20 protein-coding genes and 1 tRNA gene are annotated in these 19,714 nt (G+C 61.3%); 15 read left to right on the top strand and 6 right to left on the bottom strand.

The window, feature by feature from the left end:
* Window positions 1-147 precede the first annotated feature (147 nt).
* The 6 genes from JHX88_RS10160 (at window position 148) to JHX88_RS10135 (ending at window position 5,016) form a co-directional block, all read left to right on the top strand.
* Window positions 148-1,065, top strand: coding sequence for a manganese-dependent inorganic pyrophosphatase (locus JHX88_RS10160; RefSeq protein ID WP_076524154.1), 918 nt, complete (start codon window positions 148-150; stop codon window positions 1,063-1,065).
* Window positions 1,065-1,934: a TIGR01459 family HAD-type hydrolase gene (locus JHX88_RS10155; RefSeq protein WP_076524156.1), complete on the top strand. Its 870-nt coding sequence runs from the start codon at window positions 1,065-1,067 to the stop codon at window positions 1,932-1,934. Before JHX88_RS10160 ends, JHX88_RS10155 begins: the two co-directional genes overlap by 1 nt.
* A 200-nt stretch (window positions 1,935-2,134) precedes the next feature.
* Window positions 2,135-2,578: a MaoC family dehydratase gene (locus JHX88_RS10150; RefSeq protein WP_076524527.1), complete on the top strand. Its 444-nt coding sequence runs from the start codon at window positions 2,135-2,137 to the stop codon at window positions 2,576-2,578.
* A gap of 31 nt (window positions 2,579-2,609) precedes the next feature.
* Entirely contained in the window at window positions 2,610-3,539 is a 930-nt protein-coding gene (locus JHX88_RS10145) for a bifunctional riboflavin kinase/FAD synthetase (RefSeq protein ID WP_076524158.1), read from the top strand.
* A complete protein-coding gene (locus tag JHX88_RS10140) occupies window positions 3,539-3,979 on the top strand; it encodes a YcgN family cysteine cluster protein (RefSeq protein WP_076524160.1) in 441 nt (146 codons plus the stop codon). Before JHX88_RS10145 ends, JHX88_RS10140 begins: the two co-directional genes overlap by 1 nt.
* Window positions 3,976-5,016: a threonine aldolase family protein gene (locus tag JHX88_RS10135; protein ID WP_076524161.1), complete on the top strand. Its 1,041-nt coding sequence runs from the start codon at window positions 3,976-3,978 to the stop codon at window positions 5,014-5,016. The genes JHX88_RS10140 and JHX88_RS10135 overlap by 4 nt, the downstream gene beginning before the upstream one ends.
* 325 nt (window positions 5,017-5,341) lie before the next feature.
* On the opposite strand, the gene JHX88_RS10130 is transcribed toward JHX88_RS10135, so the two are convergent.
* Window positions 5,342-5,743 (bottom strand): Lrp/AsnC family transcriptional regulator, encoded by a 402-nt coding sequence (locus JHX88_RS10130; protein WP_272848238.1) that lies wholly within the window; start codon window positions 5,741-5,743, stop codon window positions 5,342-5,344.
* Window positions 5,744-5,934: 191 nt separating this feature from the next.
* On the opposite strand from JHX88_RS10130, the gene hppD reads away from it, so the two are divergent.
* On the top strand, window positions 5,935-7,047 hold the full coding sequence (gene hppD / locus JHX88_RS10125) for a 4-hydroxyphenylpyruvate dioxygenase (RefSeq protein WP_076524165.1): 1,113 nt from the start codon (window positions 5,935-5,937) through the stop codon (window positions 7,045-7,047).
* A 526-nt stretch (window positions 7,048-7,573) separates the two neighbouring features.
* Window positions 7,574-8,812, top strand: coding sequence for a Hint domain-containing protein (locus tag JHX88_RS10120; protein WP_272848237.1), 1,239 nt, complete (start codon window positions 7,574-7,576; stop codon window positions 8,810-8,812).
* Window positions 8,813-8,850: 38 nt separating this feature from the next.
* Here the strand turns inward: JHX88_RS10120 and JHX88_RS10115 are convergent, their stop codons facing one another.
* Genes JHX88_RS10115 through JHX88_RS10105 form a run of 3 tightly spaced genes read right to left on the bottom strand, consistent with a single transcriptional unit; the run spans window position 8,851 to window position 10,972 of the window.
* The gene (locus JHX88_RS10115) at window positions 8,851-9,129 is read right to left on the bottom strand and encodes a DUF6525 family protein (protein WP_272848236.1); all 279 of its coding nucleotides are present in this window, start codon (window positions 9,127-9,129) and stop codon (window positions 8,851-8,853) included.
* Window positions 9,123-9,743 carry a DUF1826 domain-containing protein gene (locus JHX88_RS10110; protein WP_076524166.1) on the bottom strand — a complete coding sequence of 207 codons (621 nt, stop codon included), beginning with the start codon at window positions 9,741-9,743 and terminating at the stop codon, window positions 9,123-9,125. The genes JHX88_RS10115 and JHX88_RS10110 overlap by 7 nt, the downstream gene beginning before the upstream one ends.
* Complete coding sequence (locus JHX88_RS10105) at window positions 9,740-10,972, bottom strand: GTP-binding protein (protein ID WP_076524536.1); 1,233 nt, start codon at window positions 10,970-10,972, stop codon at window positions 9,740-9,742. Before JHX88_RS10105 ends, JHX88_RS10110 begins: the two co-directional genes overlap by 4 nt.
* Window positions 10,973-11,118: 146 nt before the next feature.
* On the opposite strand from JHX88_RS10105, the gene JHX88_RS10100 reads away from it, so the two are divergent.
* From JHX88_RS10100 to JHX88_RS10070, 7 genes are all read left to right on the top strand, one after another.
* Complete coding sequence (locus JHX88_RS10100) at window positions 11,119-12,972, top strand: ABC-F family ATP-binding cassette domain-containing protein (protein ID WP_076524168.1); 1,854 nt, start codon at window positions 11,119-11,121, stop codon at window positions 12,970-12,972.
* A gap of 129 nt (window positions 12,973-13,101) precedes the next feature.
* Complete coding sequence (locus JHX88_RS10095; protein WP_076524169.1) at window positions 13,102-13,827, top strand: MipA/OmpV family protein; 726 nt, start codon at window positions 13,102-13,104, stop codon at window positions 13,825-13,827.
* 164 nt (window positions 13,828-13,991) lie between these two features.
* On the top strand, window positions 13,992-15,161 hold the full coding sequence (locus tag JHX88_RS10090; protein WP_076524171.1) for an ABC transporter substrate-binding protein: 1,170 nt from the start codon (window positions 13,992-13,994) through the stop codon (window positions 15,159-15,161).
* A 49-nt stretch (window positions 15,162-15,210) separates the two neighbouring features.
* A complete protein-coding gene (locus JHX88_RS10085; RefSeq protein ID WP_076524173.1) occupies window positions 15,211-16,128 on the top strand; it encodes a branched-chain amino acid ABC transporter permease in 918 nt (305 codons plus the stop codon).
* Window positions 16,125-17,069, top strand: a complete 945-nt coding sequence (locus JHX88_RS10080) for a branched-chain amino acid ABC transporter permease (protein WP_076524175.1) — start codon at window positions 16,125-16,127, stop codon at window positions 17,067-17,069. The genes JHX88_RS10085 and JHX88_RS10080 overlap by 4 nt, the downstream gene beginning before the upstream one ends.
* The gene (locus tag JHX88_RS10075; protein WP_076524177.1) at window positions 17,066-17,824 is read left to right on the top strand and encodes an ABC transporter ATP-binding protein; all 759 of its coding nucleotides are present in this window, start codon (window positions 17,066-17,068) and stop codon (window positions 17,822-17,824) included. Before JHX88_RS10080 ends, JHX88_RS10075 begins: the two co-directional genes overlap by 4 nt.
* Window positions 17,824-18,510, top strand: a complete 687-nt coding sequence (locus JHX88_RS10070; RefSeq protein WP_076524178.1) for an ABC transporter ATP-binding protein — start codon at window positions 17,824-17,826, stop codon at window positions 18,508-18,510. Before JHX88_RS10075 ends, JHX88_RS10070 begins: the two co-directional genes overlap by 1 nt.
* Window positions 18,511-18,721: 211 nt before the next feature.
* On the opposite strand, the gene JHX88_RS10065 is transcribed toward JHX88_RS10070, so the two are convergent.
* Together JHX88_RS10065 and JHX88_RS10060 are read right to left on the bottom strand one after the other, a co-directional pair.
* A tRNA-Leu gene (locus tag JHX88_RS10065) sits at window positions 18,722-18,806 on the bottom strand.
* Between the two features lie 50 nt (window positions 18,807-18,856).
* Complete coding sequence (locus JHX88_RS10060) at window positions 18,857-19,555, bottom strand: aspartate/glutamate racemase family protein (protein WP_076524180.1); 699 nt, start codon at window positions 19,553-19,555, stop codon at window positions 18,857-18,859.
* Window positions 19,556-19,714: the final 159 nt, after the last annotated feature.

The raw sequence follows: 19,714 nt of genomic DNA, 5'->3' as shown, positions 1-19,714 counted from the left end.
CCTGCACAAGCCAAACCGCGTGGACGGTTCCTGACCTCCCCGCCTCCCCGCTTTGTGACAGCGACACGGCAACGGCCGGGGCCACGTGGACATCCCCCGTCCGCCCTCCTATAACGCCGGCAAATTTCGAACCAGCAGAGGCTCTGTATGATCAAGGTATTCGGCCACACCGCCCCCGACACAGACTCGACCGGCTCGCCCATCATCTGGGCCTGGTATCTTAACGAGATCCGCAAGACCCCGGGCAAGCCCGTCCTGCAGGGCGAGCCCAATACCGAGGCCGCCTGGATGCTGGAACGGTGGGGGCTGGACAAGCCCGAGATCATCTCGGACGTGGCGGCGGACGAGAAATGCGTTATCGTCGATACCAACAACCCGGCGGAACTGCCCGCCTCGATCAACGAGGCTGAGGTGCTGGAGATCATCGATCACCATATGCTGGCCGGTGGCGTGAAGACCCGCGCGCCGATCAATATCACCATCCGCCCGCTGGCCTGCACGGCGACGATCATGCACGATCTGATCGGTGAGGATTTGGCTTCCGCCCCAGAAGGGGTGAAGGCTGCGATGCTGACCTGCATCCTGTCCGATACGCTCGAATTCCGCAGCCCGACCACGACTCCGCATGATCGCGAGGTGGCCGAGAAGCTGGCGGCGGAACTGGGGATCGAGATCGCCGACTATGCCGCCGAGATGTTTGCCGCCAAATCCGATGTCAGCGCTTTCAGCGACGAGGAATTGCTGCGGATGGACAGCAAGGAATACGAGTTGGGCGGCAAGAAGCTGCGCATCTCGGTTCTGGAGACTACTGCGCCGCAGGTTCTGCTGGATCGCAAGCAGGCGCTGATGGATGCCATGCCGGGCGTGGCCGGGGCAGATGGCGCGGATGACGTGCTCCTGTTCATCATCGACATCCTGAAGGAAGAGGCAACTCTGCTGATCCCCAACGATTTCGTGAAGCAGATCGCCGAGAAGAGCTTTGACGCTTCGGTCGAGGGCGACACGGTCGTCCTGCCAGGCGTCATGAGCCGCAAGAAGCAGATCATCCCGGTTCTGGCCGCCTGATGACCCAGATCATCGAAAACCTGTCGCAGATCGGCGGCGATTACGACGCGCTGTTCTGCGACCTTTGGGGCTGCCTGCATAATGGCAAGCAACCCTATGCTTCGGCAGTCAGCGCCTTGCAGAAATTCCGCCAGGCGGGCGGCAGGGTCTGCCTGATGACCAACGCGCCGCGGCCCAATCAATATGTGATCGCGCAGCTTGACCGGATGGGTGTGCCGCGCGATGCTTGGGACCTGGTTGTCAGTTCCGGCGATGCTGCGCAGGACGCCATGTTCGCGGGGGCCGTGGGCCGCAAGGTCTGGCATATCGGCACCGAAAAGGATGACGGTTTCTTCACCGATATCCCCAAGGAATGGGCGGATGCCCCGGCGATCACGCGCGTCTCTCTGGAAGAGGCCGAGGGGATCGTCGCAAGCGGCCCCTTCGACGAGGCGAACGAGGCGCCCGAGGATTACCGGGCCCGCCTGATGATGGCACGCGAGCGAGGGTTGGTTTTGCTTTGCGCCAATCCCGATGTCGTCGTCGATATGGGCGAGACGCGGATATACTGCGCGGGAGCACTGGCCGAGTTTTACGAGGATCTCGGCGGTAAATCGCTTTACTTCGGCAAGCCGCATCCGCCTATCTATGATCGCGCGCGCCGCCTGATGGAATTGGGTGACGAAGCCCGCATCCTGGTCGTGGGCGACGGTATCCGCACCGATGTGAAGGGTGCCCAGCAAGAGGCGCTCGACTGTCTCTTCGTGACCGGCGGGCTGGCGGCCGAGGCCTTCGGATCGGATGTCGAGAACCCCGATGCCGATTTGCTGCGCGAATGGCTTGCGACGCAACAGTTGGCACCGCGATACAGCATTGGTCGTCTGCGCTGATCAAATTGATCTCGGCAAGGCAAAACACCCGCGACCAGTCGGCGCGGGTGTTTTTCGTTTCTGCTTGTTGAAGTGACATTGCGGCTCGGTAACAAAATTATAATTTCTCGGCATAAAATAGATATTTTCTTGCGTACAGGTTTGATTGCTGCTATGCAGCATTACTGGACTTGGACCCGGCTAAAGCTATGGAACGCGAGATGTTTGATAATCTTCCCCGCGGCACTATCGTCATCGAGGATCTGGAAGTCGGTATGACCCGCTATCTGCAAAAGCAGGTCACCGATCACGATATCGAGCTGTTCGCCGAAGTATCGACCGATCACAATCCGGTGCATCTGGATGAAGAATACGCCCAGGAGACGATCTTCGAGGGGCGGATTGCGCATGGTATGCTGACCGCGGGGCTGATTTCGGCGGTGATTGGGGAACAGCTTCCCGGCCATGGCACGGTCTATCTGGGCCAGACGCTGAAATTCATGGCTCCGGTCCGTCCCGGCGACATGGTTCGCGCCGAAGTCACGGTCGAGGCGATCGATCACGCGAAACGCCGCGTGACGCTTGCAACCCGCTGTCTCGTCGGCGATACGGTCGTTCTGAAAGGCGAGGCTGTCGTGTTGGCACCAAGCCGCAAGTTCGACTGACGGGGCATGGGTGGCCCCGATAGGGGGCGCATTGCAGATCCATCGTGACTGGACCGGCCTGCCAGCCAATAGCCGTGGTGCGACGGTTGCCATGGGCAATTTCGACGGCGTGCATCTGGGGCATCGCGTGGTGATCGAGACGGCGGCAAGGGCGGCCGACGCACCTCTCGGTATCCTGACATTCGAGCCTCATCCCCGTGAGTTCTTCGCACCCGATGCGCCGCCCTTCCGGCTGATGAATGCCGAATCCCGCGCCAATCGCCTGGCACGCTTGGGCGTGGAGCAACTATACGAATTGCCCTTCAACGCCGTGCTGGCCGGGCTGACGCCCGAAGGCTTTGCCCGCGAAGTGCTGGTCGAAGGGCTGGGAGTTCGCCATGTCACGGTGGGTGCCGATTTCTGCTTTGGCAAGGATCGTGCGGGGGACGCGCAGACGCTGATGGATCTGGGAGCAGAACTGGGATTCGGCGTCACCGCCGTTCCACTGGTGGGAACCGGTGGGCAGGATTACAGCTCGACCGCGATCCGCAAGGCCCTGACCGACGGTCGTACCCGCGATGCCGAGAGGATGCTGGGCCATTGGCACCGGATCGAGGGCGAGGTCGTCCATGGCGACAAGCGCGGCCGTGATTTCGGCTGGCCCACCGCGAATATGCGCATGGAGGGGCTGCATCTGCCGCGTCTCGGTGTCTACGCGGTGCTGGTCGATGTGCTGACCGGTCCCGACCGGCTGTCCTGCCAGGGCGTGGCAAGCCTTGGCGTGCGCCCGATGTTTGGCCGGAACGAGCCAAACCTCGAAGTGCATCTCTTTGATTTCGATGGCGATCTCTATGGCCAGCACCTGTCGGTCGCACTGGTCGAGTTCCTGCGAGACGAGGCGAAATTCGACAGTATCCAGGTCCTTATCGACCAGATCTCCGACGACGCGGATCAGGCGCGCGCGGTTCTGGCGGGCGCGTGATGCGCGAGAGATTCTGGGAATTGCCGCTTTCGCAACTGACCCCCGGCGAGTGGGAGGCGCTTTGCGATGGCTGCGGCAAATGCTGCCTGAACAAGATCGAATACGAGGACACGGGCGAGCTGGCCTTCACCCGCGTTGCCTGCAAGCTGCTGGACGGTCATGCCTGCCGCTGCGGCTCTTACGAGAACCGGCATGATTACGTGCCTGAATGCGTGGTGCTGACGCCGAAAAAGCTGAAAGAGATCGCATGGTGGCTGCCCGTGACCTGCGCATACCGGCTGCGCCACGAGGGTAAGCCTTTGTACGAATGGCATTACCTGATCTCGGGCGATCCGGAATCGGTGCATCGGGCCGGGGTCAGCGTGCGTGGCTGGACCGTCAGCGAGGCGGCCATGTCCGAAGAGGATTGGGAAGAACATATCATCGAGGATTTGTCATGAATTTCGCCTCCGACAATACATATGGCGCGCATCCGGCGGTTATGGCCGCGCTGGCGGATTGCAATGACGGCGCGGTGATGGGTTATGGCGCTGATCCGGTGACGGCCCGCGCCGAGGCCGCGATCCGGGACGCGCTGGAGGCGCCGCGCGCGGTGGTCCGCTTCGTTGCGACCGGGACGGCGGCGAATGCGCTGGTTTGCGGGCAGCTCGCGCCGCGCTACGGGCGGATTTACTGCCACCGGGACGCGCATATCGAGACCAGCGAATGCGGCGCGCCCGAATTCTTTACCGGCGGCGCCAAGCTGGTGACGCTGCCCGGTGAGCACGGAAAGATGCAGCCCGACGCATTGGCCGATGCCATGTGGCGCGGCGCGGCGGATGGGCTGAACGGCGGGCGCAACGGGTTGATTTCAATCACGAATGCGACAGAATGGGGCACTATCTACACGCCTGAGGAGGTCTCGGCGCTGGCGCGTGTGGCGCATGATGCCGGGCTGCCCCTGCATATGGACGGGGCGCGATTTGCCAATGCGGTGGCGGCGTTGGGATGTTCGGCGACAGATGTGACATGGCGCGCGGGCGTCGATGCGCTTTGCTTTGGCGGCACCAAGAATGGTGCGATGGGGGCCGAGGCGGTGGTGTTCTTCGATCCCGATATGGCCAAGGAATTCGACTATCGCCGCAAGCAATCGGGGCATGTATTCTCCAAGCAGCGTTTCCTTGCCGCGCAGATGTTGGCGCTGGTCGAGAATGGGCTGTGGCTGGAACTGGCAGGCCATGCCAATCGTATGGCAGGATTGGTCGCAGACGGAATCATAATGATGGGCGGTTCGCTGCTGGCTCCGGTCCAGTCCAACGCGGTGTTTGCGACCATCCCGCCCGAGGCGCATGAGCGGGCGAAACAGGCAGGCGCGATCTATTACCTCTGGCCCGACAAATCCGCCGAAGGGCTGGACCCGGTGCCGGTCCGGCTGGTGACGGCATGGGATACCTCCGAGGCGGATGTAGAGGCGCTGATCGGGGCTCTGGCGGGCTAAGATCCGCCACGCAACAGGGGCGCTCGTTGCTAAACGCAACGGCCCGGCGCTTGTCGCGATTTCAGCCTGTAAATGCTGGGTTTTTGGCCGTGACATCCGTACACGAGATGTACACCCTCTGTACACAGAGCGTACACCGGCAACGGGCGCTCCCTCGGTTATTTCATCGTTAACGCGGCGTAGAGGCGAGCTGGAGCCCGTCGCGTTGAGCCGGAGATGCCGGGCATTTGCGTCCCGCGATGGCTGGGGGCGCTGCCCCCGGACCCCCGGGATATTTACATGAAGAAGAAGCAGGGAGAGTGAGGTCGATAAAGCGCGACTCGCTTTAGACCGCGATCCCGCGATCATCCTTCAGCGTCTTGAGGACGATCTCGGACCGGACCTGCGAGACTTGCGGATGCGGCAGCAGGTGACGGTGGACGAAATCGGCGAAGGCATCCAGGTCGCGCGTGCGGATATCCAGCACGTAATCGGCATCGCCCGAAACCGAAAAGGCCGAGCGGATCTGCGGATGGCTGGCGACGAAACGGGCGAAGTCGTCCTCTTTGCTTTGCCCATGGCTGGACAGGTTCACCCTGATGATGGCGCGCAGCCCGTAGCCGAGTTGGGCCGCGTTCAGACGCGCCGAATACCCCTCGATCACGCCCGCCTGTTCCAGCGCGGAGCGCCTGCGCGAACATTGCGAGGCCGACAGGTTCACCACCTCGGCCAGAGCGGCATTGGTCATCGCGCCGTCCCTTTGCAATGCGGCAAGAATTGCAATGTCAAAGCCATCCAGATGCATTTCGCGCGCTACTCCGCATGATCGTGCATGTTTCATGCGATAATGCCGCGAAGATGACATAACTTGCAACCTTCTTGCAGCGATCCGAAGGCATTCTGGAGACAAGACAGATCATTCAGTCACAGGAGGAGCAAATGGGTCCTTTCCCGCATGATGCCCCGAAAGCCACGATCAGCAAGGCCAACCCGGCCGGGACCGACGGTTTCGAATTCGTCGAATATGCCCATCCAGAGCCGGAAAAGCTGGATACCATCTTTCGCCAGATGGGTTTTACCCCGGTGGCAAAGCACAAGTCGAAGAACATCACCCTCTATCGTCAGGGCGATATCAACTACCTGTTGAATGCCGATCCCGACAGTCATGCGGCGGGCTTTGTCCAAAAGCACGGCCCCTGCGCGCCCGCCATGGCGTGGCGGGTCGTCGATGCGCAGGCGGCGCTGAAGCGCGCGCTCGATCTGGGGGCCGAGGAATATACCGGACCCGGCAAGTCGATCGAGGCGCCCGCGGTGTTCGGGATTGGTGGCTCGCTGCTGTATTTCATCGATACCTATGGCGATGAGGGCAGCGCTTACACAGCGGATTACGACTGGCTGGGCGAGGCGAATCCCTATCCCGAGGGCTTTGGCTTTTATTATCTCGACCACCTGACCCATAACGTGATCCGCGGGAACATGGATACCTGGTACAAGTTCTATCACGACACGTTCAATTTCCGCGAGATCAAGTATTTCGACATCAAGGGCAAGCAGACCGGCCTTGTCAGCCGCGCGCTGACCTCGCCCGATGGCAAGATCCGTATCCCGATCAACGAATCCACCGACGATCACAGCCAGATCGAGGAATATCTCAAGGAATACAATGGCGAGGGCATCCAGCATATCGCCATCGCCAGCGAGGATATCTATGCCGGCACCGACCGGATCTCGGATGCGGGGATGGCGTTCATGCCTGGACCGCCGGAAACCTATTACGAGATGTCGCGCAAGCGGGTCAAAGGCCACGAGGAACCCATCGATCAGATGAAGAAACACGGCATCCTGATCGACGGCGAAGGGGTGGTCGGCGGCGGAGAGACGCGGATCCTGCTGCAGATCTTCTCGAAGACCGTGATCGGCCCGATCTTCTTCGAGTTCATCCAGCGCAAGGGTGATGACGGCTTCGGCGAGGGCAATTTCCGCGCCCTGTTCGAGTCGATCGAGGAAGACCAGATCCGCCGTGGCGTGCTGAGCTCTGAACCGGCCGATTGATCGACAGTATTATAGCTGCGTTTTATTTTGATCTCTGAATCGATGGGCTACCATGATGTGGGTGAGGCCATGGATGTCGGGATTGTCTGTCGAGAGAACGCTTGAGCTGTGGGCTTCGAGAGCTTTCGCGAGCCTTCGGGATGTGAAGGCTCGCATACGGATGCTGTTCACGCAGGAACGGGTTACGGCGGATCGGGATGACCGCCTCGAGCCTCCGGCGGGAACTGCGCCGCGATGCGTGCCTGGCGTCGGCACCGCGTCGAGAAATCTGGAACTGGCCATTCGAACCCCGCTTGCGCAACGAGGCGTTGTAGGCTGACCAGTTCGTCATATGGCGACGGTGGTTTGCTCAGCCTCTAGGCGTGTTCTTGGATAGAATTCAACGTTTGGTTGCAAGCACTTGACCGTTAACCATTAATGTGGTTCACGCACTGACAGTATTTCATATACCGTTTTCTATCCTCGCATGGTTTTCATTCCGGCGGGGAGAGGTGCGGCAAATAGTTTAACCAGTACGGGAACCGATATGTCCGGAAACCACTTCTTGCTCTCGATGACAGAATTCAACCGGTTCGTTGAGCCGAACCCGTCCTATCCGACGGAATACAGCGGCTTCCAGTTCAAGGCGAACTGGGAAAGCGACACCGTAGAAGTGACCGCCGATGCTGCGGGTACGGAGTCGCGACTGCCTTATACCAACGATCCTGCCAACCCGTATAACAATACGGGGGAACAGGACCCGCACGAATACACTGACGTGCCTGTCTATGTGGACGGCGAGGAACATCTCGCCCGTAACATCAAATATGAGGACACGGGAAACCAGGCCCCGTATTACGCCGCTGGCGGGGGCACGAACTATATGTTCGTGACCTTCGAGGATGGCGAGCGGGTCTATATTCCCGGATCATGGCAATTCGCGATCGTGAGACCGGCCTCGGGTGGCCCCGAGGAGTTGCTGATCGAATATAACCAAGAATTCATGGATAATCTTGCAACGGAAATGGCCATACATGGCCAGCCGGCCAGCCTGGATGCGGGTTATACATCCGCTGACGGAGAGTTTCCTCTCAATGGAGGAAATGGGGCGCTTCTTGCGTCGACCATCATGGATTCGGATTCCGGTGCGCCTGTCCCTTGCTTTGCCCGAGGCACGCTCATTTCGACGGATCGCGGTGCGGTGGCGGTCGAGGAGCTTCGCGAGGGCGATCTTATCCTGACAGGGGACAATGGCCTGCAACCGATTCGCTGGATCGGTTCACGAAGGCTGTCTGCCGCAGAGTTGCGGGCGAGACCGAATATACGCCCGATCCGCATCCGCGAGGGGGCACTGGGTAAAAATACGCCGTCGCGTGATCTGCTGGTCAGCCCGCAGCATCGCGTGCTGGTGCGCTCGAAGATCGCGCAGCGGATGTTCGGCACGATGGAAATTCTGGTCGCGGCAAAGCACCTCGTGGAAATCGAGGGGATCGAGATCGCCGAGGATGTTCATGAGGTCGAATATTTCCACATGCTGTTTGACCGTCACGAAGTCGTATTCGCGAATGCCGCCGAGACCGAGAGTCTCTACACCGGGCCGGAGGCATTGAAATCGGTGGGCATGGCTGCCCGGGAAGAGATCTTTACGCTGTTCCCGGAGTTGCGCAATCGCGATCACGCCGGACAACGCCCCGATTCCGCGAGACCGCTGAGTTCAGGCAGGACCGCGCGGCAGCTGGCCATGCGGCATCTGCGCCAAAATCAGCCGTTGCTGATCGCGGGCTGACAAAACCGCTTTCAGCTCAGGTGATCCGCCGCGCCCCATCAGGCGGCGCGGCGTTCGGTTTCGCGTTCCAATGCCCGCCGTTCCGCCTGGTCCAATACCACCAGAGCCTCATCGACCGAGGCTCCGGCGCGTCGCGCGCGTGTCCATAGCCGTCGGCAAGACGCTGGCGACCACGGGAGTGCCGCTTTGGCCATCCAGCGCCTGACCGGAGCGGGCAGGGAATCGAAGCGTGCCATGGGGTCGCCGGTTCTGCGATGCGGGTTTTGCGTCGTCGCGCCCAGATTACCACCCTTGCAATGGTTCGACCGGTTCAACATGAGCCCGCCTCGTCGACCGGATCTATGACGGCCAGCAGTCGCGTTTGTCCATTGTCGGCCGGTGGCGAGCGATGCAGGATTCCCGATATTTCATCTCCTGGCCAGAGCCGGCCACGGAACATGCCGACATCTCCGGGTCGCATTTGGTGGATATGGGTAGGCTCCTCTCCGGTACGGGTGGGGCCGAATTGCGTGCCCGCGCCCCGCAATGTGCATAAAAGCCGTGCGGGAACCGCATCCAGATGCCATTTCGGACAGGGCTGGCCGCTGCTGACATCCAATCGCAGATCGACCATCAGGGAATTGGTGACATCGGCGGCGCGCCGGGACAGGTCGGTGATATCGGCGATCAATATCTCGCGTTGCGGGCCGGGCGGAGTACCCGCCTCCACGCAGGCTTGACGCACGGCATCCGGCACTTGCGGCAAGGCTGCGCGGCAGCGCAGGCGAGGCAGTCGCGCGCTGTCCAATCCGTCCAGCCATTCCTGAAAATCAAAAGGTGACCGCCGCTGCCAGAGCGCGACCGCAACGCCGCTCATCGTCACCGAACCCAATATGCGCGGATCGGATGAACTGTTCATGGCGGTGGCCAGGCGATTGATCAGCATCGTCATGCTGCCACTTCCTCGGCTCGGCGCCATTCGGGGAAGGGATCAGGCATGCCGGTCCATCGCGCTGGATCGTCCCCCGCTTCCTCGCCGATCAGGCAGGCCTCCAGGCGCAGGCGGATGCGGTCCTCGTCCATGCCACTGCCGATGAAGACCAATTCCTGTCGCCTGTCTCCCCATGGCTCGGCCCAGTGTTGGGCCAGGTATTCCCGCGCCTGCGCATGTCCGGGCCAGCGGTCGCGCGGAACGGAGGCCCACCAGGTCCCAAGCGGGCGGACACTGGACATCGCTCCGGCCAGCGAGAATTCGGCCACCCAATCGGGGCGCGTGGCGATCCAGAAATGCCCCTTGGCGCGGATCACGCCGGGCAGGGGACTGTTCAGCACCTCGTATATCTTGCGCGGCTCGAAGGGGCGGCGGGCGCGGTAGACAAAGGATGTGACGCCATATTCCTCGGTCTCGGGCGTGTGATCGGCGAAACCGTAAAGTTCCTTCATCCACATCGGGTGTTCATGCGCGCGGTCGAAATCGAACAGCCCGGTATTCAGGATATCGCCGGGCGCGACGCGGGCATAGTCGGTCTCGACGATCCGGGCATCGGCATTCAGGCTGCGGATGATCTTGCGCGCGGCATCGACACGTTCGGGCCCGGCATCGGTGATCTTGTTCAGTATCACCACGTCGGCGAACTCGATCTGCTCGGTCAACAGGTTCACGAGGCTGCGATCATCGCCGACACCTGCCACCTCGCCCCGATCGGCCAGGAAATCATGGCTGGAAAAGTCGTTCAGCAGGTTTACCGCGTCCACGACCGTGACCATCGTGTCCAGCCGCGCCACGTCGGACAGGCTCTGCCCGTCCTGATCGGCAAATTCGAAGGTGGTGGCGACCGGCAGGGGTTCGGAAATTCCCGAGGATTCGATCAGCAGATAGTCGAAGCGCCTGGCCTCTGCCAGTTTGCGCACCTCGGCCAGCAGGTCCTCGCGCAGCGTGCAGCAGATGCAACCATTCGACATCTCGACCAGCGTTTCCTCGGTGCGGGCCAGCCCGGCCCCGGTTCCGCCCAGACTGGAGTGGACCAGGTCGGCATCGATATTCACTTCGGACATGTCGTTGACGATCACCGCCACGCGCAGTCCCTCGCGGTTGTTCAGGACATTGTTCAGAAGCGTGGTCTTGCCCGCGCCCAGAAAGCCGGAAAGCACGGTCACGGGAAGGCGGTTGGCTTGGGTCATGGCATCGTCCTGCATTTGTTTGAGGTTGAAGGTGTCGCGACAAGTACTGTTATAATATCACATAACGCTATGCAACCGGCTTACAGTGTTGCTGCGACTTCCGTCGGGCCATTGACGCGCGGTGCTGCTTGGGTCATTCCGCACCCATGCTGCGTATCGATGACATATACTTCGCCATTCAGGGCCGCCCGCTGTTCGAGCACACGTCGGCCACCATTCCCGAGGGCCACAAGGTCGGCCTTGTCGGTCCCAACGGGGCGGGCAAGACCACCCTGTTCCGGCTGATCCGGGGCGAGTTGGCCCTTGATGGCGGCGAGATCACCCTGCCGTCGCGCGCCCGTATCGGTGGCGTTGCGCAAGAGGCGCCGGGCACCTCGGTTTCTGTTCTGGACACGGTTCTGGCCGAGGACAAGGAACGCGCGGCGCTGATGGCCGAGAGCCAGAGCGCCACCGATGCGCATCGGATTGCCGAGATCCAGACGCGGCTTGCCGATATCGACGCATGGTCGGCAGAGGCGCGGGCGGCCTCGATCCTTGACGGGCTGGGCTTTTCAACGGCGGACCAGGCCCGCCCGACCAGCGATTTCTCGGGCGGCTGGCGGATGCGGGTGGCGCTGGCCGGAGTTCTGTTCTCGCAGCCCGACCTGCTGCTGCTGGACGAGCCGACCAACTACCTGGACCTCGAAGGCGCGTTGTGGCTCGAGACTTATCTGGCCCGCTATCCGCATACGGTCATCATCATCAGCCATGACCGGGGGCTGTTGAACCGCGCGGTCGGCCATATCCTGCATCTCGAACACCGCAAGCTGACACTCTATACCGGCGGATATGATGATTTTGCCCGGTTGCGCGCCGAGAAACGGGCGCTTCAGGCCGCCGAGGCCAAGAAACAGGCGGACCGGCGGGCGCATCTGCAAAGTTTCGTGGACCGGTTCCGGGCCAAGGCCTCCAAGGCGCGGCAGGCACAGGCCCGCGTCAAGATGCTGGCCAAGATGGAGCCTATCACCGCGCCCGAAGAGGCCAAGTTTCACCGCTTCAGCTTTCCACAGCCCGAGGAATTGTCCCCGCCGATCATCGCCATGGAGAATGTCGCGGTGGGTTATGGCGACCGGGCCGTGCTGCGGCGGCTGAACCTGCGCATAGATCAGGATGATCGGATCGCGCTTCTGGGCCGGAACGGGCAGGGGAAATCGACGCTGTCGAAGCTGTTGGCGAAGCGGCTGGCAGAGATGGAGGGCAAGGTTACCGCTGCGGGCAAGCTGCGGGTCGGCTATTTTGCCCAACATCAGGTCGACGAGTTGTCGCTGAACGAAACCCCGCTGGATCATGTCCGCCGCCTGCGCCCCGACGAGGCGCCCGCAAGGCTGCGTGCCCGGCTGGCCGGTTTCGGGCTGATGGAGGCGCAGGCCGAAACGAGGGTCGCGCGCCTTTCGGGCGGCCAGAAGGCCCGGCTGTCATTGCTGATCGCGACCATCGATGCGCCGCATCTGCTGGTGCTGGACGAGCCGACCAACCACCTGGACATCGAAAGCCGCGAGGCGCTGTCACTGGCGCTGAACGACTATACCGGCGCGGTGGTGCTGGTCAGTCACGATATGCACCTTCTGGGGCTGGTCGCCGAGCGGTTGTGGCTGGTCAATGATGGAGGGGTTGCGGGATATGAGGGGGATCTGGACGATTACCGTCGCTTCCTGCTGACCGGAGACCAGCCATCAAAGCCGAAACCGGCCGAAGCCCCGAAACCGGCACCCAAGCGTGCCTCCCGCGATGAATTGCAGGGGTTGCGGGCCGAAGTGCGCCGGGCCGAGGAGCGGGTGCAGAAACTGACCGAGATGCTGGAGAAGCTTGACAAGAAACTGGCTGATCCTGAGGTATACGAAAGCCCGGTGGAATCCCGGAAATGGGGGCGCAAACACGCAGAGGCGGTCGGGGCCATGGCGCGGGCCGAAACTATCTGGATGAACGCGTTGGAGAATCTCGAACGCGCGGAAAAGGGCTGAGGCACTGTTGCCGAAATGCGTATCACGCAAAACTGTGATATGGAGGGGGTAACCACCGCTTGCGCGCTGCGCCGATTCGCCACTAGTGAGAGCGTATTGACTCTTCCCACCCGAAACCCGGATCGCTCCATGAAACGACTTCTCGCCATTGCCCTTCTTGCCATGCCCATGGCGACTGCTGCTGCTGCCCAGGACTTTTCCGTCGATCTTGGCCTCGGTGTGACGGGCAAGCCGGTCTATCCGGGGGCCGAGGATGCCGAGGCCACGCCGTGGCTGATCTGGCGCAACGCCCGTTTCGGCGCCGCGGGAGAGGGTGAGAAGCAGGGCTTCTCGGTTTCGCCTTCCTTCGGAATGGTCGGAGAGCGCAAGCCCGAAGACGATGCCGCGCTGGCAGGTACGGATAAAATCGAGCGCGCCTATGAACTCGGCGGCAAGGTCAGCTATGGTGCCGGGCCGGTGACGGCTTACGGCTCGGTCCGCAAGGGTTTTGAAGGGCATACCGGTCTGACCGGCGAGCTGGGCGCAAAATACCGTACCGATCTGAGCGACCGCATTACCCTGTGGTCCGGGCTGGAACTGGGTTATGGCGATTCCGACTATAACAACACCTATTTCGGCGTTTCTCCGGCTGAAGAAATTGCTCGCGAATATGGCGAATACAAGCCGGGCGGTGGGATCAACTCTGCCGCGGTCAAGTTCCAGGCACGCTATGCGATCAACGACAAGACCGCGATTCTGGGCGAGGTCGAATATGGCAAGCTGATCGGCGACGCCGGGGATTCGCCCATCGTTCAGGAAGAATGGCAGCCTTCCTTGCGTTTAGGTGTCGTGCGCCGGTTCTCCTTCGGCTTCTGATTTCCCTTGCTATACTTGGAAAGAGGGCGGCCGATCGCCCTTTTCCCAGAGTTATTATTTCAAGCCTAAAATAATTTCTTGACTTTGAACCTCCTGTTGATGCGTTCTAGCGTGGAACAGAACGCGCTGCGGTCAACGCGGCATGTCCCAACAGGAGAGTGACCATGACCCATTCCCGGAACATCATTGCCCTGCTTGCCGCGACTACCTGTCTTGCAGGTCCGGCCATGGCGCAGGATGACGATACGTTGAAAATCGGATTGATCCTGACCCTGTCCGGCCCCGGCGCGGTTCTAGGGGAAATGTCCCGCGACGGATTCCAGCTTGCAGCCGAGGAGATTGGCGATATCGGCGGCATGAAGACCGAGATCGTCATCGCCGACGCCGAGCAAAAACCGGATATCGCCGCCAACAAGGCGCGCGAACTGGTCGAGCGCGACGAGGTCGATATCGTGGTCGGGCCGATCTTTTCCAATATCCTTGGCGCGATTCACAAGCCGGTGACCGATTCCGGCGCGATCCTGATCAGCCCCAATGCCGGGCCTTCGGTCTATGCCGGGGCAGAGTGCAATCCGAATTTCTTCGCGACTTCGTATCAGAACGACCAGATGCACGAGGTCATGGGCGCCCATGCGCAGGAAGAGGGCTACCAGAACGTCTTCCTGCTGGCACCGAATTACCAGGCGGGCAAGGACAGCCTCGCCGGGTTCAAGCATAGCTATGATGGCGAGATCGCGGGCGAGATTTATACCCAGCTTGGCCAGTTGGATTATTCGGCCGAACTGGCTCAGATCGCTGCCATGCAGCCGGACGCCGTCTTCGCCTTCATGCCCGGCGGGATGGGGGTGAACCTCGTCAAGCAATACCGTCAGGCGGGACTCGAGACGATCCCCTTCCTTTCGGCCTTCACGGTGGATGAATCGACCCTGCCGGCCCAACAGGACGCGGCACTTGGGTTCTTTGGCGGATCGAACTGGGCCCCGGATTTGGACACCCCGGAAAACAAGGCGTTTGTCGAGGCTTACGAGGCAAAGTTCGACCAAGTTCCAGCCAGCTACGCAATGGCGGGATATGACACCGCCTATCTGATCGACGCGGCTCTGCGCGAGGCGGGCGGCGTGGCCGACAAGGATGCACTGATCGCGGCGCTGGAATCGGCCCCCTTCACGTCCGTTCGTGGCGATTTCAGCTTTGGGCCGAACCACTTTCCGGTGCAGGATTTCTACCTGACCGAAGTCGTCAAGCGCGAGGACGGCAAATTCGCCACCTCGGTCGTCAAGAAGATCTTCGACGACTACCAGGACAACTACGTCGCCGATTGTCAGATGAACTGAGACGGCACGGCGCGGCATCGTCCGCGCCCTGTCGTCAGGGCCCTTGCGCATGACCAGTCTGTTTTTGCTTCAGCTTCTCAACGGGGTGCAGTTCGGCATCCTGTTGTTCCTCATCGCCGCCGGTCTGACGCTGGTTTTCGGCATCATGGACTTCGTGAACCTCGCCCATGGCGTGGTCTATATGGTCGGTGCCTACCTTGCGGTCACGTTCACCTCGATGACCGGCAGCTACGGGCTTGGGCTGCTTTTGACTTTACCCGCCACATTGCTGCTCGGGCTGGCGCTGGAACTGTCGGTTTTTCGCCGCCTCTATGACCGGCCGCATCTGGACCAGGTTCTGGCAACTTTCGGGTTGGTGATGATCATTACCGAAGGGGTCGAGATCCTCTGGGGTGCGGCCCCCTTGTCGGTGCAGATGCCGGAAATGCTGTCGGGGTCGTTCCCATTGATCGGGGCCATGCGCTATCCCGTCTACCGGCTTGTGATCATCGCGGCCGGGTTGCTGACGGCGCTGGGGCTTTACCTGATCATCAGCCATACGCGGATCGGGATGCGGTTGCGCGCCGGGGCCAGCAACCGGTCAATGGTCGCGGCGCTCGGTGTCGATATCAGCAAGCTGTTCACCGTCATTTTCGCGTTCGGCGCGATGCTTGCCGGTTTCGCGGGTGCCATGGTCGCGCCGGTTCTGACCGTGAATCCGGGAATGGGAGAGCAGGTCTTGATCCTTGCTTTTGTCGTGATCGTGATCGGCGGTATCGGTTCGGTCCGAGGCGCCTTCGCGGGGGCGCTTCTGGTCGGGCTGGTCGATACGCTCGGGCGCAGTTTCGGCCCGATCCTGCTGCGTGCCGTCATGGAGCCGGCAGCGGCAGGACAGGCGGGCAGGGTGCTGGCCCCGATGCTGGTCTATATCCTGATGGCAGTCATCCTTGCAGTGCGGCCCGCGGGGCTGTTCGGAGCGAAGACATGACCCGATTGACCCCCACGCGCGCATGGGCCGCGACAATCCTCTTCACCGCCTTCGCCGCATTACCGCTGATCGCCGGAGCATTGGACGACAGCTACCTGATCGTGATCGCCACCCGGATCCTGGCCTATGCCATTGCCGCATTGGCGCTGGACCTGATCCTCGGCTATGGCGGCATGGTCAGCTTCGGACATGCCGCCTATCTGGGGATCGGTGCCTATGCGGTGGCGATCCTCAGCCGCGCGGGTATCACCGATCTGGGCGCACATTTGCTGGCGGCCATCTTGGTGGCGGCGGTGTTCGCACTGATCACCGGCGCGATCTCGCTGCGGACGCGCGGGATCTATTTCATCATGATCACGCTGGCTTTCGCGCAGATGGGATATTTCTTCTTTGTCTCGCTTTCGGCCTATGGCGGCGATGACGGTGTGACGCTGAACGCGCGCTCCACCATCTTCGGCCAGCCGCTGCTAGAGAACAACACCGCACTTTACTATACCGCGCTGGCCCTGCTGATCGGGCTGTATCTGCTGGCGGTCGCGATCACCCGCTCGCGTTTCGGTCGGGTGCTGACGGGAACGCGTGAAAACCCGATCCGCATGCAGGCCATCGGCTTTTCGCCCTTCCGCTACCAGCTGACCGCCTATGTGATCTCAGGCTGCATGGCGTCCATCGCCGGGGTGATGTTGGCCAATCAGGCCAGCTATGTCTCGCCCAGCTTCATGGACTGGCATCGCTCGGGCGAGTTGGTGGTGATGGTGGTCTTTGGCGGCATCGGCAATCTGCTGGGGGCCATCGCGGGCGCGACCATCGCATTGCTGCTCGAAGAATGGCTGGCGATTCTCACCGATCACTGGCCGATCCTGTTCGGCCTGATCCTTGTGCTCGTCGTGCTGTATTCCCGCGATGGCCTGAGCGGCCTCTTCCGCAGGAGCAAGTCATGAGCCTTCTGGATATTCGTGGATTGCGCAAGGCTTACGGGGCGCTGAAGGTGACCGATGATCTTGACCTGAGCGTCGAGGAGGGAGAACTGCATGCCATCATCGGCCCCAATGGTGCGGGAAAATCCACGCTGATCGCGCAGCTTTCGGGACAGACCCCATCGGATGCCGGGGCGGTGCGCTTCAACGGGGCCGAGATGATGGGCAAGCCGATGCATGCGCGGGTGCGGGCGGGCATGTCGCGCAGTTTCCAGATCACCTCGATCCTGCCGGGCTTTACCGCGCTGGAAAATGTCGCGGCGGCGGTGCAGGCACGGCAGGGAAGCAGTTTTCGCTTTTTCAGCCCTGTGGCCGGGGAACATGCGCTGAACGAAGTGGCATTGGAAATGCTTACCCGTGTCGGTATTGCCGAACGCGCGTTTTTCCGTGCAGGCAGTCTCAGCCACGGCGAGAAGCGGCAATTGGAACTGGCAATCGCGCTCGCCACTGCGCCGAAACTCTTGCTGCTGGACGAACCGCTCGCCGGAACCAGCGGGCAGGAAGCCGACCGCCTGGTCGAGGTGATGCGCAGCCTCAAGGGTGAAATTACCCTAGTGCTGATCGAGCACGATATGGATGCGGTGTTTTCACTGGCCGACCGGATCAGTGTGCTGGTCTATGGCCGGATCATTGCCACCGGCACGCCAGACAACGTTCGGAGCGATCCCAGGGTGCGCGCCGCCTATCTGGGTGAAGAGACGGCAGAGGAGGGCGCGTGATGCTACAGGTCGAGGCACTCCAAGCCGCCTATGGCGAAAGCCAGGTGCTGTATGACATCGGACTGCAGGTCGGCGACGGAGAATTCGTCACGCTGCTCGGACGCAATGGCATGGGCAAGACGACGACGGTGAACACGATCTTCGGGTTGCTGAAGGCGCGTGCGGGCAGGGTCGTTGTGGATGGTGTGGATCTGACCAATGCCGCCCCGCATCGCATCGCCCGCGCAGGTCTGGGGCTTGTCCCCGAGGGGCGGCAGGTCTTTCCCACGCTGACCGTGCGCGAGAACCTGGTCGCCATGGCTCGGCCCGGGCAATGGTCTCTGGACCGGGTTCTGTCGCTGTTTCCGCGCCTGGCCGAGCGGATGGGGCATATGGGGAACCAGCTTTCAGGGGGCGAGCAGCAGATGCTGGCGATTGGCCGCGCGCTGATGACCAATCCCCGGTTGCTGGTGCTGGACGAAGCGACAGAGGGGCTCGCCCCGCTGATCCGCGACGAGATCTGGGCCTGTCTTGCGCAGTTGAAGGCGGTGGGTGAATCGATCCTGATCATCGACAAGAATGTCGACGCGCTGACCCGTATCGCCGACCGTCACGTGGTGATCGAAAAGGGTCAGGTCGTCTGGACCGGCACCAGCGACCAGTTACGCGGCACGCCGGAGATCAAGGAGCGCTTTCTGCATGTCTGAACATGGAAGCGAGTCTGGCCTGTCGCGTTCCGTCATGGCTCGATCTCGCTTTTAGGTATCCATGCTCCTATGTTCGTATTACCAATCCTTTAGCCAACACAGGCGATGACAAGAGGCCGCCCTCCACCGTGATCCGCAAGCTGGGCTTTAGGGGGGTGAAAAGGCAAAATTCTCGTATCAAGTTGAAAATGCACGAATTTTATTTGTGTGTTGGTGCGGGTGGAGGGACTTGAACCCCCACGCCTTGCGGCGCCAGAACCTAAATCTGGTGCGTCTACCAATTTCGCCACACCCGCAACGGATGCCCTCTTAGCAAAGGTCGACAGCGGGCGCGAGAGGAATTTTGCTACTTCTTGTTGGGAACGGCATATGCGCCGATCTTGCTGGTGACCAGTCCGGAACCCACTAGTGCTTCGGCGAATTTGGTGGCGACGGTAACCCCGTCGATAACCGGCACCCCGGCTTCCCGGCTCAACCACTCCGTCAGATCGGACATTCCCGCGCAACCCAGAACCACCGCTTCGCAACCATCCTCGTCTACGGCGCGCTGGATCTCGTCGCGAACCAGTTGGCGGGTGTTCGAACCGGGCTCTTCCAGTGCCAGTACCGGAATCTCGGCCGAGCGGACGCGTCGGCAAAGATGGTCGAGGCCATATTGACGCACCAATCCCTCGATGATCGGGACTGAACGGGGCAGGGTGGTCACGATGGAGAAAGAGGTGGCGATCATGCTGGCCGCTTTCACACCGGCCTCGCAGATTCCCAGCACCGGGCCGGTCGCGATCTCGCGGCATGCGCCGATGGCTGGGTCGTCGAAACAGGCGACGATGATCGCATCGGCCCCGTTCGTTTCGGCGTGCTGCACCTCGCGCAACAGGTGGGCGGCGCACATCACCTCGTCGAAATGCCCCTCGATGCTGGCCGGAGCACCATGAGCCGTGCGGCCTTCGATCTCGACGGCATGTCCTGCCGCAGCCTTGGCTGCGACGGTGATCTTGTCCGTCATCGATTGGGTGGAGTTGGGATTGATAACAACCAGTTTCATGCGAAGGCTCCTCGAATCTCATCATTGATAACAGAAATTGTTAACAATCCAAGCAAATAGTTTAATCGGACGAAATGCGGAGAGGACGTTATTAAAGTATTTAAAAACAATCATATACCGAAGTATTTTCCGTCAGAACTTCCGTTTCGACATCAAATT

This window comes from Paracoccus saliphilus (assembly GCF_028553805.1).
Taxonomy (GTDB): Bacteria; Pseudomonadota; Alphaproteobacteria; order Rhodobacterales; family Rhodobacteraceae; genus Paracoccus; species Paracoccus saliphilus.
The sequence above is the reverse complement of the archived record's forward strand: the minus strand, read 5'-3'. Positions and strand labels throughout refer to the sequence as shown.

Bases quoted from the DNA above. Each gene is read 5' to 3' on its own strand.
- JHX88_RS10160 (WP_076524154.1), top strand. From the start codon at position 148: ATGATCAAGGTATTCGGCCACACCGCCCCCGACACAGACTCGACCGGC.
- JHX88_RS10155 (WP_076524156.1), top strand. From the start codon at position 1,065: ATGACCCAGATCATCGAAAACCTGTCGCAGATCGGCGGCGATTACGAC.
- JHX88_RS10150 (WP_076524527.1), top strand. From the start codon at position 2,135: ATGTTTGATAATCTTCCCCGCGGCACTATCGTCATCGAGGATCTGGAA.
- JHX88_RS10140 (WP_076524160.1), top strand. From the start codon at position 3,539: ATGCGCGAGAGATTCTGGGAATTGCCGCTTTCGCAACTGACCCCCGGC.
- JHX88_RS10135 (WP_076524161.1), top strand. From the start codon at position 3,976: ATGAATTTCGCCTCCGACAATACATATGGCGCGCATCCGGCGGTTATG.
- JHX88_RS10130 (WP_272848238.1), bottom strand. From the start codon at position 5,743: ATGACCAATGCCGCTCTGGCCGAGGTGGTGAACCTGTCGGCCTCGCAA.
- hppD (WP_076524165.1), top strand. From the start codon at position 5,935: ATGGGTCCTTTCCCGCATGATGCCCCGAAAGCCACGATCAGCAAGGCC.
- JHX88_RS10120 (WP_272848237.1), top strand. From the start codon at position 7,574: ATGTCCGGAAACCACTTCTTGCTCTCGATGACAGAATTCAACCGGTTC.
- JHX88_RS10115 (WP_272848236.1), bottom strand. From the start codon at position 9,129: ATGTTGAACCGGTCGAACCATTGCAAGGGTGGTAATCTGGGCGCGACG.
- JHX88_RS10110 (WP_076524166.1), bottom strand. From the start codon at position 9,743: ATGACGATGCTGATCAATCGCCTGGCCACCGCCATGAACAGTTCATCC.
- JHX88_RS10105 (WP_076524536.1), bottom strand. From the start codon at position 10,972: ATGACCCAAGCCAACCGCCTTCCCGTGACCGTGCTTTCCGGCTTTCTG.
- JHX88_RS10100 (WP_076524168.1), top strand. From the start codon at position 11,119: ATGCTGCGTATCGATGACATATACTTCGCCATTCAGGGCCGCCCGCTG.
- JHX88_RS10095 (WP_076524169.1), top strand. From the start codon at position 13,102: ATGAAACGACTTCTCGCCATTGCCCTTCTTGCCATGCCCATGGCGACT.
- JHX88_RS10090 (WP_076524171.1), top strand. From the start codon at position 13,992: ATGACCCATTCCCGGAACATCATTGCCCTGCTTGCCGCGACTACCTGT.
- JHX88_RS10085 (WP_076524173.1), top strand. From the start codon at position 15,211: ATGACCAGTCTGTTTTTGCTTCAGCTTCTCAACGGGGTGCAGTTCGGC.
- JHX88_RS10080 (WP_076524175.1), top strand. From the start codon at position 16,125: ATGACCCGATTGACCCCCACGCGCGCATGGGCCGCGACAATCCTCTTC.
- JHX88_RS10075 (WP_076524177.1), top strand. From the start codon at position 17,066: ATGAGCCTTCTGGATATTCGTGGATTGCGCAAGGCTTACGGGGCGCTG.
- JHX88_RS10070 (WP_076524178.1), top strand. From the start codon at position 17,824: ATGCTACAGGTCGAGGCACTCCAAGCCGCCTATGGCGAAAGCCAGGTG.
- JHX88_RS10060 (WP_076524180.1), bottom strand. From the start codon at position 19,555: ATGAAACTGGTTGTTATCAATCCCAACTCCACCCAATCGATGACGGAC.